This is a genomic window from Sporichthyaceae bacterium (assembly GCA_036493475.1).
Taxonomy (GTDB): Bacteria; Actinomycetota; Actinomycetes; order Sporichthyales; family Sporichthyaceae; genus DASQPJ01.
Map to the genome: position 1 here is coordinate 1 of DASXPS010000068.1, position 15223 is coordinate 15223.

The 15223-nt window shown below is 70.5% G+C and carries 14 protein-coding genes; 3 read left to right on the forward strand and 11 right to left on the reverse strand.

The window, feature by feature from the left end:
* A partial coding sequence (locus tag VGJ14_07425; protein HEY2832236.1) for an HNH endonuclease occupies positions 1-218 on the forward strand: 218 nt, incomplete at its 5' end.
* Between the two features lie 17 nt (positions 219-235).
* Here the strand turns inward: VGJ14_07425 and VGJ14_07430 are convergent.
* The 8 genes from VGJ14_07430 to VGJ14_07465 form a co-directional block, all read right to left on the reverse strand.
* On the reverse strand, positions 236-2248 hold the full coding sequence (locus VGJ14_07430) for an acetyl-CoA carboxylase biotin carboxylase subunit (GenBank protein ID HEY2832237.1): 2013 nt from the start codon (positions 2246-2248) through the stop codon (positions 236-238).
* Between the two features lie 4 nt (positions 2249-2252).
* Positions 2253-3824, reverse strand: a complete 1572-nt coding sequence (locus VGJ14_07435) for a carboxyl transferase domain-containing protein (GenBank protein ID HEY2832238.1) — start codon at positions 3822-3824, stop codon at positions 2253-2255.
* Positions 3825-3904: 80 nt separating this feature from the next.
* On the reverse strand, positions 3905-5452 hold the full coding sequence (locus VGJ14_07440; GenBank protein HEY2832239.1) for an MFS transporter: 1548 nt from the start codon (positions 5450-5452) through the stop codon (positions 3905-3907).
* The gene (locus tag VGJ14_07445) at positions 5449-5880 is read right to left on the reverse strand and encodes a MarR family transcriptional regulator (protein ID HEY2832240.1); all 432 of its coding nucleotides are present in this window, start codon (positions 5878-5880) and stop codon (positions 5449-5451) included. The genes VGJ14_07440 and VGJ14_07445 overlap by 4 nt, the downstream gene beginning before the upstream one ends.
* A 56-nt stretch (positions 5881-5936) precedes the next feature.
* Entirely contained in the window at positions 5937-7361 is a 1425-nt protein-coding gene (locus VGJ14_07450; GenBank protein HEY2832241.1) for a hypothetical protein, read from the reverse strand.
* Between the two features lie 144 nt (positions 7362-7505).
* Entirely contained in the window at positions 7506-8111 is a 606-nt protein-coding gene (locus VGJ14_07455; GenBank protein HEY2832242.1) for a sigma-70 family RNA polymerase sigma factor, read from the reverse strand.
* The gene (locus tag VGJ14_07460) at positions 8108-9043 is read right to left on the reverse strand and encodes a 2-dehydropantoate 2-reductase (protein ID HEY2832243.1); all 936 of its coding nucleotides are present in this window, start codon (positions 9041-9043) and stop codon (positions 8108-8110) included. Before VGJ14_07460 ends, VGJ14_07455 begins: the two co-directional genes overlap by 4 nt.
* Positions 9044-9053: 10 nt before the next feature.
* Positions 9054-9341, reverse strand: a complete 288-nt coding sequence (locus VGJ14_07465; protein HEY2832244.1) for a hypothetical protein — start codon at positions 9339-9341, stop codon at positions 9054-9056.
* Positions 9342-9486: 145 nt separating this feature from the next.
* Between VGJ14_07465 and fgd the strand changes: the two genes are divergently transcribed.
* The gene (gene fgd / locus VGJ14_07470) at positions 9487-10488 is read left to right on the forward strand and encodes a glucose-6-phosphate dehydrogenase (coenzyme-F420) (GenBank protein ID HEY2832245.1); all 1002 of its coding nucleotides are present in this window, start codon (positions 9487-9489) and stop codon (positions 10486-10488) included.
* Positions 10489-10609: 121 nt separating this feature from the next.
* Here the strand turns inward: fgd and VGJ14_07475 are convergent, their stop codons facing one another.
* Positions 10610-11125, reverse strand: a complete 516-nt coding sequence (locus tag VGJ14_07475) for a ribose-5-phosphate isomerase (protein HEY2832246.1) — start codon at positions 11123-11125, stop codon at positions 10610-10612.
* Positions 11126-11147: 22 nt separating this feature from the next.
* The gene (locus tag VGJ14_07480; GenBank protein ID HEY2832247.1) at positions 11148-11813 is read right to left on the reverse strand and encodes a disulfide bond formation protein DsbA; all 666 of its coding nucleotides are present in this window, start codon (positions 11811-11813) and stop codon (positions 11148-11150) included.
* 160 nt (positions 11814-11973) lie between these two features.
* On the opposite strand from VGJ14_07480, the gene pepN reads away from it, so the two are divergent.
* A complete protein-coding gene (gene pepN / locus VGJ14_07485; protein ID HEY2832248.1) occupies positions 11974-14529 on the forward strand; it encodes an aminopeptidase N in 2556 nt (851 codons plus the stop codon).
* 79 nt (positions 14530-14608) lie between these two features.
* Here the strand turns inward: pepN and VGJ14_07490 are convergent, their stop codons facing one another.
* A complete protein-coding gene (locus tag VGJ14_07490; protein HEY2832249.1) occupies positions 14609-15115 on the reverse strand; it encodes a hypothetical protein in 507 nt (168 codons plus the stop codon).
* Positions 15116-15223 lie beyond the last annotated feature (108 nt).

The window sequence follows — 15223 nt, forward strand, 5'->3', positions numbered from 1 at the left end:
ACCACCTCATCCCATGGGAAGAGGGGGGTCCCACGGACCTGGACAACCTGGTATTGCTCTGCGACCACCACCACGACACGATCCACCACCACGACTGGGAAGCCGAACTCGGCGCAGACGGCCACCCACACGTGATCCCACCACCATGGATCGACCCGCCACGAACACCCAGACGAAACCAGCACTGGCGACCACCGCCGCTCGACCTTTTGCTCTAGGTGTCGTGGCCGCGTGCTCAGGCTTCCGCCGGGGTCACCCGGGCCAGCGGCTGATCCAGCGCGACCTGCTCCCCGACCCGCACCAGCAGCGTGACCACGCCGTCGGCACCGGCGGCGAGGGTGTGCTCCATCTTCATCGCCTCGACCACCACCACCGCGTCGCCGCGGTCGACCTTCGCGCCCTCCTCGACCATCAGGGCGAGCACCGAGCCGGGCATCGGGCTGGTGATGTCCGCGGACGCCACCGCCTCCGTGTCGCCGCGCAGCCGCTCATGCCGGGCATGGCGCAGGTGATACGTCGCGCCCTCGGCGTGCACCCACCAGCCGTCGGGCACCACGGCCACCGGGTGCACGGTACGCAGGCCGTCGCGCTCCACCGCCACCCGGTCGTCCTCATGGGCGCAGGCGAACTTGGTCTCACTCGCGGCCTCGTCCTCCCCGTCCGGGCGAATCGTCGCGACCGCGGCAGCGGGTGACCCGGTGATGCCCAAGGCGGTGTTGCCCGCCGCCGTGGCCACCCGCACCAGGTACGGGGCGGGGTCACCCAGCCGCCAGCCCAGTCCGGTCTCCCACGGGTCGGCGACGGCCGCGTGGTCGGTCGCGGCAAGCCAGTCCGCCGCAGCGGCGGCGAGCAGTGCGGCGGTGGGCACCGGGTCGGGCGTGTGCTCGGCGGCGATGCGGTCCAGCAGCGCGGTGTCCAACTTCCCGGCCACCACGTCGGGGTGGGCCAACAGCGTGCGCAGGAACGGGATGTTGGTGGTCACGCCGAGCAGCACGGTGTCGGCCAGCGCACCGTCCAACCGGCTCAGCGCCTCGCCCCGGTCCGCACCGTGTGCGATGACCTTGGCCAGCATCGGGTCGTAGTCCGAGCCGACGAAGAACCCTGGCCGCATGCCGGAGTCCACCCGGACTCCGGCACCGGTGGGCTCGGACAGCGCCAGGATCTGCCCGCCGGTGGGCAGGAAGCCACGGGACGGGTCCTCGGCATAGAGCCGGGCCTCGATGGCATGGCCGGTCATCGTCACGTCGTCCTGACGGATCGTCAGCTCGGCGCCGGCGGCGATGCGCAGTTGCCACTCCACCAGGTCCACGCCGGTGACCAACTCGGTAACCGGGTGCTCGACCTGCAGCCGTGTGTTCATCTCCATGAAGAAGAACTCGTCGGGCCGGTCGGCCGAGACGATGAACTCCACGGTGCCCGCGCCGACGTAGTCCACGCTGCGCGCGGTGGCGCACGCGGCCTCGCCGATGCGCGCGCGGGTGGCCGCGTCCAGCATCGGCGACGGGGCTTCCTCAATGACCTTCTGGTGGCGGCGCTGCAGGCTGCACTCGCGTTCGCCGAGGTGGATCACGTTGCCGTGGGTGTCGGCGAGCACCTGTACCTCGATGTGCCGCGGGGAGGTGACGAACCGCTCGACGAACAGGGTGTCGTCGCCGAAAGCGGTGCGGGATTCGCGGCGTGAGGAGTCCAACGCGGGCTGCAGTTCGGCGGTCTTGGTGACCACCCGCATGCCCTTGCCGCCGCCACCGGCGGACGGCTTGATCAGCACGGGATAGCCGACCTGTTCGGCGGCCTCGATCAGGTCCGCGTCCGACATGCCCGGCCGGGCCACGCCGGGCACCACCGGCACGCCATTGGCCACCACGGTGTTCTTCGCGGTGATCTTGTCGCCCATCACCGCGATGGCGTTGGCGGGCGGGCCGACGAAGATGATGCCGCGCTCGGTCAGAGCCGCGGCGAAGGCGGCGTTCTCGGAGAGGAACCCGTAGCCGGGGTGCACCGCGTCCGCGCCGGTCGCCTCGCACGCCGCCAACAGCCGCGGCACCGACAGGTAGCTGGCCGAGGCGGCGGCGGGGCCGAGGCGGTAGGCCACGTCGGCCTCGTGCACATGCCGGGCATCGGCATCGGCGTCGGAAAACACCGCGGCGGCGCGCAGCCCCATGGCGTGCACGGTGCGGATGATCCGCACCGCGATCTCGCCACGGTTGGCGACCAGCACGGTGCGGAACGGTCGAATCTTCTCTGACATGCCCTCACATCCGGAAGACGCCGTAGGAAACTCCCTCGAGGGGCGCACGGGAGCACACCGTCAGCGCCAGCCCCAACACGGTGCGGGTCTCCGCCGGGTCGATGATCCCGTCGTCCCACAGCCGCGCGGTCGAGTAGTACGGGTTGCCCTGGTGCTCGTACTGGTCGCGGATCGGGGCCTTGAAGGCCTCGGCCTCCTCCGCGCTCCACGTGCCGCCCTTGGCCTCGACCTGCTCCCCGCGCACCGTGGACAGCACCGAGGCGGCCTGCTCGCCGCCCATCACCGAGATGCGGGCGTTCGGCCACATCCAGAGGAACCGGGGTGAGTAGGCCCGCCCGCACATCGAGTAGTTGCCCGCGCCGAATGATCCGCCGATCACCACGGTCAGCTTGGGCACCCGGGCGCAGGCCACCGCGGTGACCATCTTGGCGCCGTGCTTGGCGATGCCGCCCGCCTCGTAGGCGCGGCCCACCATGAACCCGGTGATGTTCTGCAGGAACAACAACGGGATCTTCCGCTTGTCGCACAACTCGATGAAGTGCGCGCCCTTCTGCGCGGACTCCCCGAACAGCACGCCGTTGTTGGCGATGACCCCGACCGGGTGCCCGTGCAGCCGGGCGAAGGTGGTCACCAGGGTGGTGCCGTACTCGGCCTTGAACTCCTGATGCTCACCGCCGTCGGCGAGGATCTCGATGACCTTGTGCACGTCGTAGGGGATGCGCGGGTCGCTGGGCACCACGTCGTAGAGGTCGCTCTGTGGCCGGCGCGCGGCGACGGTCTCGGCGCGCGACCAGGCCGGGGCGTCCGGCGGGCCGAGGGTGGCGATCGAGCCGCGGACGATTTCCAGCGCGTGCAGGTCGTCCTCGGCGAGGTGGTCGGTGACCCCGGAGGTGCGCGAGTGCAGCAGGCCGCCGCCGAGGTCCTCGGCGGTGACGATCTCCCCGGTCGCCGCCTTCACCAGCGGCGGCCCGCCGAGGAAGATCGTGCCCTGGTTGCGCACGATCACGGCCTCGTCGGACATGGCCGGCACGTAGGCGCCGCCGGCGGTGCACGAGCCCATCACCGCCGCGATCTGCGGGATGCCGATCGAGCTCATCGTGGCCTGGTTGTAGAAGATCCGGCCGAAGTGCTCGCGGTCCGGGAACACCTCGTCCTGGCGCGGCAGGAACGCGCCGCCGGAGTCCACCAGGTAGATGCACGGCAGCCGGTTGGCCAGCGCGATCTCCTGCGCACGCAGGTGCTTCTTCACCGTCATCGGGTAGTAGGTGCCGCCCTTGACGGTGGCGTCGTTGGCCACGATCAGGCACTCCCGTCCGGACACCCGGCCGATGCCGGTGATCATCCCGGCGGCGGGTGAGTCCCCGTCGTACATGTCCTCCGCGGCCAGCGGGGCGATCTCCAGGAACGGGCTGCCGGGGTCGAGCAGGCGGTCCACCCGGTCGCGGGGCAGCAACTTGCCGCGCGCCACGTGCCGTTCCCGCGCGGACTTCGGCCCGCCGAGGGCCCGCGCGCGCATTCGCTCGCGCAGCTCTGCGACGAGCGCCTCGTGCTGTTCGCGCGAGGAGGGTGTGGTCATGAACGGTCCTCCCGGGGACACCTGGGACCCACAGGAGTATCAGGGCACCACCCCACCGGCCCGCGACGGGGTCGGTCGAGCTACGCCACGCTGCTCCGTCGACGGGCACGGGCAGCGTCGAACAGCAGCGCGATCAGCAGCAGGGCGCACAGGAAGGCGCTGATCGCGAAGGTATTGCGGTAATCGGAGTCGACCGGGAAGCCGTTCTTGACCTGCATGGCCAGCACTGCCCCGGTGATCGCCGAGCCGATGGAGCCGCCGATGGTCCGCAGCACCTGGTTGAAGCTGGTCGCGCTGCCCACCTGGCCGACCGGCACCGACTGGATGATCAGCGTGGGCATCGCGGCGAACGTGCTGCCGATGCCGAAGCCGAACAGCGTCATCGCCACCAGCAGTTCCCAGAGCCGGTCGTGGCGCAACGCCAACATGGAGCTGGCCACGATCACGAACACCGCGCCCAGCATCAACAACGGCCGCACACCCAACCGTCGCGTGAGCACCGCGGCGACCCGGCTGGCGATCTGGCTGCCGATGGACAGCGGGGTGATCACCACGCCGGCCATGAACACGGTCAGGCCCAGGCCGTAGCCGGTGCTGTGCGGGGTCTGCGCCAGCTGGCCGACCGCGGCGAAGCCGATGAACATCGAGACACCCAGGCCGACCGCGGCCATGTTGGCCACCGCAACCTCGGGGTTGCGCAACAGGTCGAGCCGGACCAGTGGCGCCGCGGCGCGCAACTCCCACCAGGCCCAGCCGGCGAAGACGAGCACGGCGGCGACGAGTAGGCCCAACACCTTGGCCGAACCCCAGCCCCACTCGGGGCTTTCCGACAGACCGATCAGCAGCGAGCTGAGGCCGAGCGCGAGCAGCACGGTGCCGACCACGTCGAAGCTCCCGCCGGAGTGCTTGGAGTGTTCGGGAGCGGGCGCGGCCACCGGACCACCGGGCACCACCACGCCCGAACCGAGCGCGGCGGAACGCAGCAGCCAGCCGACGATCGGGCTGTCGCGCCGCTCCACCGGCGTGGAGCCGGGGACGGCGTAGGGCACCAGGCACAGCGCGCTGGCGGAGAAACCGGCGGCAACCCAGAACGCGACGCGGTAGTCCAGGTGCTCCGCGACGATGCCGGTGAACGGATATCCCAGACCCAGCCCGGTCGCCGCGGTCACCGACAACGCGGCCACCCCACGACCCACGTCGTGGGCGGGCAGGTGTCGGCGGGCCAGCGTGATGGTGATCGGGATGATGCCGTAGCAGAGGCCCTGCAGCGCTCGGCCGAACAGCAGCTGCGGCATGGACACGGCGGTGGCGGCCACCAGCGACCCGGTGAGCACGCTGCACAGCATGAACACCAGCACCCGGCGCGGGTGCGGCCCGTCGGCAATTCGTCCCAGCACCGGGGTGCTGACCGCGCCAACCAGCAGGTTGATGGTGAGCACCCACTCCGCGGAGGCCAGCGAAACGTGCTGGGCCGACGCGATGGTCGGGATCAGCAGCACACCCAGCGACGAGATCAATGCCAGGCACAGGCCGCAGTAGATGAGTGCGGGCAACAGGACCCGTTGCCGCGCCGGCACCTCGGCGGTGCGGGGCAACCGGAACGCCAGGGGCGCGGTGGTCACGCTCATTCGGCGGTCAGTCGCTCCAGCAGGGACACGACCCGCGCCAGTTCCGCCTGCTCGGCCGGGCTGAGCCGCTCGGACAGGGCGTCCCGCAACCACTGCTGGGAACTCGCGCGCTCCCGGGCCAACGTCTCGCGGCCCTGCTTGGTGATGGTCAACAGCACCTTGCGCCCGTCGTCCGGGTCCGCGGTGCGGTGCACCAGCCCGGCGCTTTCCAACTCCCCGACCGTGGCGGCCATGGACTGCGGGCGCACGTGCTGCTGGGCGGCCAACTCCGAGGACGTGGCCGGACCGCAGCGGTCCAGCCGGGACAACGCGCTCATCTGGGTGTACGGCATCGAGTACGACGCGAACACGCGGCGGATCAGCGGCGAGAGCGCGGACCACAGGTCATGCGTCAGCGCGTCGACGGCGGGCACGGCAGTGCGGGTCATGCTGCCAGTGTAGCAAAACTCTTCAGTCTGCCTGAACAGTTTCCCTGAAGATCAGGTCAGTGCGAGTGGCCGGTGATGGAGGCGGTCGACTTCGCGGACGCGGTGGGCGTGGCGGTCACGGACGGCGATGCCGATTCCGACGGCGATTCCGACGGCGATTCCGACGGCGACGGGGAGGACGACGTTGCCCCGCCGAAGACCGACAGGTCCGTGGGCGTCGGCGTGGAGGTGGGAATGACCACCGGGACGTTCAGCACGCCGACCTTCAACGAGTCGATGGCGCCGGCCAGCGTGGCCACGTGATCCTTCAGCGCGGCGGCCACGTCATCGGCATTCAACGCCCCGTCGGAGAGGTCGGCGAAGAACTTGCCCGCCGAGGTGCGGTAGGCGTCCAGATTGCTCAGTGCGGTGTTGCGGCCCTTGGCGTCGTCGGCCGCATCGGCCTTCGCGTAGGCGACGAAGTCATCCACATGCGCCCGCCACACCTGCAGGAACGCGTCCTGCTTGTCCTTGCCCGCGGCCGCACCGAGCACGGTGGCCAGATCCTGGGAGTTGGTGTCCAGGGTGTCGGTGGCATTGGTGAACGCGTTGCTGTCGGTGCCGCCGCTGGTGGAGTACCCGGTGTAGACGGCCAACCCGGTCAGGTACACGTGCGAGGTGAGCAGACCGGTCAGGTCGGCACGCAGCTTGGACGCCGGGCTGGTGGAGTCCCCGGACACATTCGCCGAGCGCGCCACCCCGGAGGCGAGAAGCTGTGCGCTGTCCGCCATGTGATCGGCGGCGGTCTTGAGCTTGCTGAAGGCGTCCGGGGTGCCCGCGGCCATCGCGTCGATGGCCGCGGTCAGCGAGGCGATGTGGGTGACGAAGTCCGCCTGGACGCCGGAGGCGGACAACGAGCCGCCGGTCAGATCGGAGAAGAACTGCCCGGCGTTCTTGGCGTAGTCCAACAGGTCGTTCGAGGCGTTGTGCTTGGCGGTGTCGTCGTTGGCCTTGGCACCGTTGGCGTAGGCGAGGAAATCCACGTCATGGGCGCGCCAGGCGTCCAGGAACGCGGACTGCTTGGCCGGCGAGACGGTGCCGATGATGGCGGCCAGGTCGGTGGCGTTGGTGTCCACGGCGGTCTCCGCGGCCTGCACCTGCGGCGTGTTGTCGCCGAAGTGGTACAGCGTGGCCACCATGGCACCGGCCAGGTACACGTGCTCGGTGAGCAGGGCGGTCAACCGGGCACGCAGATCCGCGGCGTTGGACGTGGGGTCGCCGGAGACCTTCGCGCCCTTGGCGACGCCGGTGGCCAGCGTGAGCGCCTCGGCGGGCATGTGCCCCGCCGCGGTGCGCAGGTCCGCGTACGGGTTGCCGGTGCTGACCGGGGTGATGGTCGACGCCGCCGGGGCGCCGATGGGGATCTTGGGGCCGGAACTGCCGCAGCCGGCCAGGCCGGTGACCAGCGCCAGGGCGACCACCCCGAGGGCGGTTCGTCGCATCTGTCCCGTCCTTCCATCGTGTCCCACTCGCACAGCATGATCATTGCCCCATACCGCGGGGCGCCGGCCCTGACACCGAATCGCAATCCACTGGCCACGAATGCACAGGCCGGGCACAGCGCCCGCCAGGCAGCCCGGCGCAGCTCAGCCGGTGGCCCCAAGGCAGTCGCGCAGCCGGATCAGCCCGTCACGCATGCGGGTCTTCACGGTGCCCAGCGGGACCTCCAACTGCTCGGCCACCTCGCGATAGCTGTAGCCGGAGTAGTAGGCCAGCGTGATGGACTCCCGCTGCAGCCCGGTCAGCGAGTCCAGGCAGCGGCGCACCGCCTCGCGCTCCAGCCGGGTCTGCACGGCCTCGGACACCGAGTCGTAGTCCGGTTCCACCTCGCGCACGCCGAACCGGTGATGGCGGTCCGCAGTGGCCTGCTCGGAGCGCACCCGGTCCACCGCCCGCCGGTGCGCCATGGTCATCACCCACGCATTGCCGGAGCCCTGGCGCTGGTCGAAGCGGGACGCGGTGCGCCAGATCGCGAGCAGCACCTCCTGGGCGACCTCCTCGGATTGCGCCGGGTCACGCAACACCCGGCGCACCAGCCCGTAGATCGGCGCGGACATCCGTTGGTAGAGCTCGGCAAAGGCACCCTCGTCGCCCTTGGCGACCTGCACCAGCAGTTCCTCCAGGGCGGCCGGGCGCCCGCCCGCCGGGACGTCGTCCGCGCCGGCGGCGTGCAGGTGAGACCTGCGGTTCACCGCTGCCACGTCGGCGTCGCACCGGCGGCCCAGGGCTCCAACACCGCGTGCACGGTGGCGGTGACCGGCACCGGCACCCCGACCAGCGTGGCCCGGCGCACCACCTCGCCCTGCAGCGCGTCGAGCTCGCACGGTCGGCCGTGCGCCAGGTCCTCGTAGAGCGAGCTGCGCATGCCGCCGTCCAGCGAGTGCAGCAGCCCGATGGTGGTGGTTTCGTAGTCCGCCGGTAACGCCACACCCTCTGCCCGGGCCACTGCGGCACCCTCGCGCAGCAGCGCCTCCACCAGACGCGCCCCGGACTCGGTGCCGCGCACGTCGCCGATGGGTCGCCCGGTGCTCGCGGTGGCGCCGGACAGCGCACTGATGAACGCGAACTTGCCCCACAGCATGACCTTCACGTCATCGACGAGGTCAATGTCGATGCCAGCGTCGCGGGCGAGGTCGGCGAACTCCCGCAACCGCGGTGAGAGCGGGCCGGTCCACTCCCCCAGTGCCATGCCCGCCGGGCCGGGGTGATGCTCCAGCACGCCGGGGGCACGCAGGTGGCAGGAGATGTAGGCGGCGCCGCCGACGACGCGATCCGCGCCGACCGCCGCGGCCACCTGCTCGGTGGGGGCCACCCCGCCGTTCTGCAGGGCAATCACCCAGGCCTCGGGCCCGAGCATGGCCTGCACGATGGGCAGCGCCGTGGTCAACCCGTGACCCTTGACCGCGAACAGCACGACCTGCGCGCCAACCGCCTTGGTCGGATCGTCGGTGGCGTCCACCGGCATCGCCAAGTCGCCCCGTGGGCTACGCACCACGATGCCGTTGGCCTGCAACGCGACGAGGTTGCGTCCGCGCGCAACGAAGGTGACCTGATGTCCGGCGGCGGCCAACCGGGCGCCGAAGTAGCCGCCGACGCCGCCTGCTCCCAACACCGCGATCCGCACGGCGTCGAGCCTATGGCGTGTGGCGCTTACCCGCCTTGGCCGCCTTCGCCGCCTTGGGCGCGGCCGGCGCATCCGGCGGCGGGGCGACGGCGATCGGTGGCTCGCTGATCACCGGGGTGGTCGATTGCGCGGGTGCCCGGCCACCGGCGGGCTCCGCACTCGAGCCCAGCTTCCAGGTGCCCACACCCACGGTCAGCACGGTGACCACGACGGCGAGCAGGATCGCCAGGCGCCGCGGCGTGCCACTTCGACGGTGGTGCTGCGGTGCCCGCGCAAGCTCGGCAGTCTGCGTGGCCATCGTCGGCAGATAACCCGAATGGCCCTGGCGTTCGCGGCGAGTTGGGGTGCCCTTCCCCGCCCGGTTACCAGGCCTGTGCCAGTCCTTTGCCCCTCCTGTATGCCTACTAAGTTGGGCAAATCACCGCGTTGTTGGAGGCAGCCGCATGACCATCCGGATCGGGTACAAGGCCTCGGCCGAGCAGTTCGGCCCCCGCGAACTCGTCGAGTTCGGCGTGGCCGCCGAGCAGCACGGCTACGACAGCGCCGTGGTCTCCGACCACTACCAGCCGTGGCGGCACAACGGCGGGCACGCCCCGTTCTCGATCTCCTGGATGACCGCGGTCGGCGAGCGCACCCAGCGGATCACGCTGGGCACCTCCGTGCTCACCGCGACGTTCCGCTACAACCCCGCGGTGATCGCCCAGGCCTTCGCCACCATGGGTTGCCTGTACCCGAACCGGATCATGCTCGGCCTGGGCACCGGTGAGGCCCTCAACGACGTCGCGGTGACCGGCATCGCGTGGCCGGAGTTCAAGGAGCGCTTCGCCCGCATGCGGGAGGCCATCGACCTGATGCGCCGGCTGTGGAGCGAGGACCACGTCGACCACGAGGGCGAGTACTACAAGACCATCGGCGCGACGATCTACGACCGCCCGGAGCGGCCGATCCCGATCTATGTCGCCGCCGGTGGCCCGGTCGTCGCGCGCTACGCCGGCCGCGCCGGCGACGGCTTCATCTGCACCTCCGGCAAGGGCATGAAGCTCTACCAGGAGGAACTGGTACCCGCGCTCAACGAAGGCATCGAGAAGGCCGGACGCACCCCGCAGTCGCTGGACCGCATGATCGAGATCAAGCTCTCCTACGACCACGACGCCGACTTCGCGCTGCACGCGACCCGGTTCTGGGCGCCGCTGTCGCTGACCGCGGAACAGAAGCACAGCGTGCACAGCGCGCAGGAGATGGAACGACTGGCCGACGAGATACCCATCGAGCAGGTCGCCAAGCGCTGGATCATCGCGTCCAAGCCCGACGAGGCGATCGACGGCATCAAGCCCTATGTGGACGCGGGCTTCACCAACCTGGTCTTCCACGCGCCCGGCGCGGACCAGGGGAGGTTCATGGAGCAGTTCGCCGCGGACGTGATGCCGCGCCTGCGCGAGCTGTAGGGGCGCGCGCGCTCCGCTCATTCATGATCTGAGCGAGTTCTGTCATACGCCGGGCGTCATTTTGTGGGCTCTGGAGGGCCCGGAGATGACGCTGCGCGTATGACAGTGGCGGGTCCCACCCTCAGCCGAGGTCGGGCAGCTCCGGGTGAGCGCCGTCCAACGGGGCGTCCCCCGGCAGCGGCGGCAGCTCGTGGGCCTTCTCGTACTGGGTGAGCATCGCGATGCGCCGGAGGTGCCGCTCCCCGTCGGAGAACGGCGTCTCCAGGAAGCGCTCCACAAACGAGACCGCCTCGGCGACGGTGTGCATCCGGGCGCCGACGCTGATCACGTTGGCGTCGTTGTGCTCGCGTCCCAACTCGGCCGTCTCCAGCGACCAGGCCAGCGCGGCCCGCACGCCCGGCACCTTGTTCGCCGCGATCGCCTCGCCGTTGCCGGAGCCACCGATGACGATGCCCAGGCTGCCCGGGTCCGCCGCGGTCCGCGCCGCGGCACGCAACACGAACGGCGGGTAGTCGTCGTCGGGGTCATACGCGGTCGGACCGCAGTCCACCGGTTCGTCGCCGCGCTCCTCGAGCCAACGCAGCAGGTGGTCCTTGAGTTCGTAACCGGCGTGGTCGGAGCCCAGATAGACGCGCACGGTGCGTCAGTCTGTCAGCCGATCAGGAGTGCAGTGCCACGGCCCCGACGTCGAAGCGCGGCCGCTCCTCGCGGGTGCGCTTGAGCTCGTAGAAGCCGGGCGTGGCGGCCACCAGGACCACCCCGTCCCACAGCCGGCCGGCCTCCTCGCCGGTCGGCGCCGGGGTGACCACCGGGCCGAAGAACGCGACCCCGCCCACCGAGATGATCGGCGTGCCGACGTCCAACCCGACCAGGTCCTGGCCGCGGTCGTGCGAGGCGCGCACCTCGATATCCAGGCTTTCGTCCTTCCACGCCTCGATCAGGTCCGCGGGCAGTTCGGCGGCGTCCAGCGCGGCCAATACCGTCTCCTGATCGCGCTCCAGGCCCTGGTTGTGGAACCGGCGACCCAGCTCGGTGTAGAGCGTCGGCACCGCCTTGGGACCGAACCGCGAGGCGGCGGCCACCACCCGGCCGATGTACCGGCCGGCCTCGATGCGGCCCCGATACTCCTCGGAGATGTCGCGGTCCTGGTTGAGGAAGTACAGGCTCATCAGGTGGAACTGGACGTCCACCGGGCGCACCCGCTGCACCTCGTGCATCCAGCGCGAGGCCAGCCAGGCCCACGGGCACAGCGGGTCGAACCAGAAGTCGGCGACCTTCCGCGCCTCGGGAATGGCCCGAGCGTGGCGGGGCAGCGTGGCGGTCATGAACGTCCTTCCACTCCTCGGGACGACTCTAGAGCGACAACCGTCCTCAGCGCGATTGTCTTCCCCCTGAGCTGCGGCTTACGCGCCGACACCCCAGCGGTGCAGGTGCGGTGCGTGACACGATGACGCGCACCCCGCAGACCGAACAGGAGAGAGCGCCGTGCCCGGCAAGAATCTCACGCGTGACGAGGCGCGGCAGCGCGCCGACAGCCTCGACGTGCGCGCGTACACCGTCGAGCTGGACCTGACCGGGGACGGCCCCACGTTCCGCTCCACCACCGTGGTGGGTTTCTCCGCACACGCCGAGACCGGGCCACTGTTCCTGGACCTGATCGCACCCGAGGTGGTCGAGCTGACGCTGAACGGGCGCAGCCTGGACCCGGCGACGCACTTCGACGGCCTGCGCATCAACCTGCCCGAGGTGGCCGCGGACAACACGCTGCGGGTGGTCGCCAACTGCGCGTACATGAACACCGGCGAGGGCCTGCACCGGTTTCGCGACCCGGTGGACAAGGGCACCTACCTCTACACCCAGTTCGAGGTGGCCGACGCCCGCCGCGTGTACGCCTGCTTCGACCAGCCCGACCTGAAGGCCACGTTCCAACTGACCGTGCTGGCCCCGCGCGACTGGGCGGTGTTCTCCAACGCGGTCACCCCCGAGCCGCGGCCGGTCGCGGGCCGGTCCGACGCCGCGGCGTGGGCGTTCGAAGCCACCCCGCCGATCTCCACCTACATCACCGCGTTGGTGGCCGGGGCCTATCACGTGGAACGCGACGTGTACCGCCGCGGGGAGGTGGAGATCCCGATGGCGGTGGCCTGCCGGTCCAGCCTGGCCGAGCACCTGGACGCCGCGGAGATCTTCGACGTCACCAAGCGCGGCTTCGACTTCTTCCTCGAGCTGTTCGCCCAGCCCTACCCGTTCACCAAGTACGACCAGCTGTTCGTGCCGGAGTACAACGCCGGCGCGATGGAGAACGCCGGCTGCGTGACGATCCTGGAGGACTACGTCTTCCGGTCCAAGGTCACCGACGCCACCTACGAGCGGCGTGCGGAGACGATCCTGCACGAGCTGGCGCACATGTGGTTCGGCGATCTGGTCACCATGCGCTGGTGGGACGACCTGTGGCTGAACGAGTCGTTCGCCACCTACGTCTCGGTGCTCGCGCAGGCCGAGAACACCCGGTGGACAAACGCCTGGACCACGTTCGCGAACGTGGAGAAGACGTGGGCCTACCGGCAGGACCAGCTGCCGTCCACCCACCCGATCGTGGCCGACATCAAAGACCTGGCCGACGTCGAGGTCAACTTCGACGGGATCACCTACGCCAAGGGCGCCTCGGTGCTCAAGCAGTTGGTGGCCTGGGTGGGCCGGGACAACTTCTTCGAGGCGATCCGGCGGTACTTCACCCGCCATGCGTGGGGCAACACCACGCTCGCCGATCTGCTCGGGTTCCTCGAGGAGGCCTCCGGCCGCGACCTGCGCGCCTGGTCGGCGGAGTGGCTGCAGACCGCCGGGGTGAACGTGCTGCGCCCGGAGTACACCGTGGACGACGCGGGCACCATCACCTCCTTCGCGGTCACGCAGACCGCCGTGGAGGAGTACCCGACGCTGCGCTCACACCGCATCGCCATCGGTAGCTACGACCTGACGGATGGTCAGATCAACCGCCGGGACACCTTCGAGTTGGACGTCGCCGGTGCACGCACCGAGGTGCCGCAGTTGGTCGGCACCCGTGCCGCGGATCTGGTGCTGGTCAACGACGAGGACCTGAGCTACGCCAAGATCCGGCTGGACCCGCGCTCGCTGGCCACCGTGGCGCGGAACATCGGGTCGATCTCGGACTCGCTGCCGCGCACCCTGTGCTGGTCGGCGGCTTGGGACATGTGCCGGGATGCCGAACTGCCCGCGCGCGAGTACCTCGAGTTGGTGCTGCGCGGGATCTCCGCGGAGAGCGACATCGTGGTCGAGCAGGCACTGCAACGCCAAGCCACCGCCGCGGTGTGGTCCTTCGCCGACCCGGCCTGGCGCGAGGTGGGGTTGCGCCGACTGGCCGACGCGTCGCTGGAGCACCTGCACGCGGCCGACGCGGGCAGTGACCGGCAGCTGTCCTGGATGCGCACGTTCGCCTCGGTGGCGAAGACCGACGAGCACCTGGCGGTGCTCTCCGAGCTGTTGTCCGGGGCGCGTTCGCTGCCCGGCCTGGAGATGGACCCGGACCTGCGCTGGCACCTGCTGCGCCGACTGGTCGCCTGCGGGGTGGCCGGGGCGCCGGAGGTGGACGCCGAACTGGACTCCGACGACACCGCGGCGGGTCGGCGGTACGCCGCGGCCGCGTTGGCCGCCCGTCCCACCGTCGCGGCCAAGGAGGAGGCGTGGGCCTCGGTGGTCGGTGACGATTCGCTGCCCAATGCCACCCAGGCCGCGGTGATCGCCGGTTTCTCCCAGCCCGAGCAGCAGGCCCTGATCGAGCAGTTCGTGTCGCGCTACTTCGCCGCGCTGCCGGATATCTGGGAGAAGCGCACTAACAAGATCGCGCAGGGCATCGTGGTCGGCCTGTTCCCGAGCCACCGCATCGACCCCTCGACGCTGGCGTTGGTGGACGAGTTCCTGGCCGCCGAGGCCCGTCCGCCGGCGCTGCGGCGGTTGCTGTTGGAGAGCCGTGACGGGATCGTGCGGGCACTGCGGGCGCGGGAGTGTGACCGCGCGGCCGGCTGAGCACTGTGCGGCGTCAACGCCCACCGCACGCACGTATCCCCGGCGACGCGAACGTCGCCGGGGATAGGCAGGAAGACAGTTAGTTGCTGTGCCGCCGACGACGGAACAAGGTCAGCGCGGCGAACCCACCGAGCAGCGTGCCCGCGGCGGCCACCGGCGCCATCGGCAGGCCCTTGTCGTGGTTTGCGTCTGCAGCAACGGACCGGTCCGACGCCACGGGCTGCAGACCGTTCAGCGAGGTCGCCGGCGCGGCTGCAGCAGACGCGAGGTCCGAGGCCGGTTCCGCCGGCGTGGCGCACTGCGAGGCGAGCTGGCCCTCACACGATCCATCGGTCGGCAGCTGCACGACCCGCGGCGTCGTGCCGGGGCGGGCGACCGACGCGGTCGACACGGTCATCGTCGACGAGTAGGGGAACGTCGGCTGCGAGCCCTGTGCGGGCGGAGCAAACACCGGGTGACAATCGGGGTTCATCGTGATCGCGCCGCAGGGCGGCACCTCGGCGGAGGAAGGGCCCGCCTGAACGAGAACCAACCCGGCAGGGGCCAGCAGGGTCGCCGCGATGGCGAGAGCTTTCGACGTCCGCATGTCTTCTCCTCAGTGCGCAGCGGGTATCCGCACCCGCCGCGGGCAGCCGGTTGACCACAGGCTGAACGTGGAACATCCGGGCGTCAAAGAAGTTCACCCGTTAGGTGA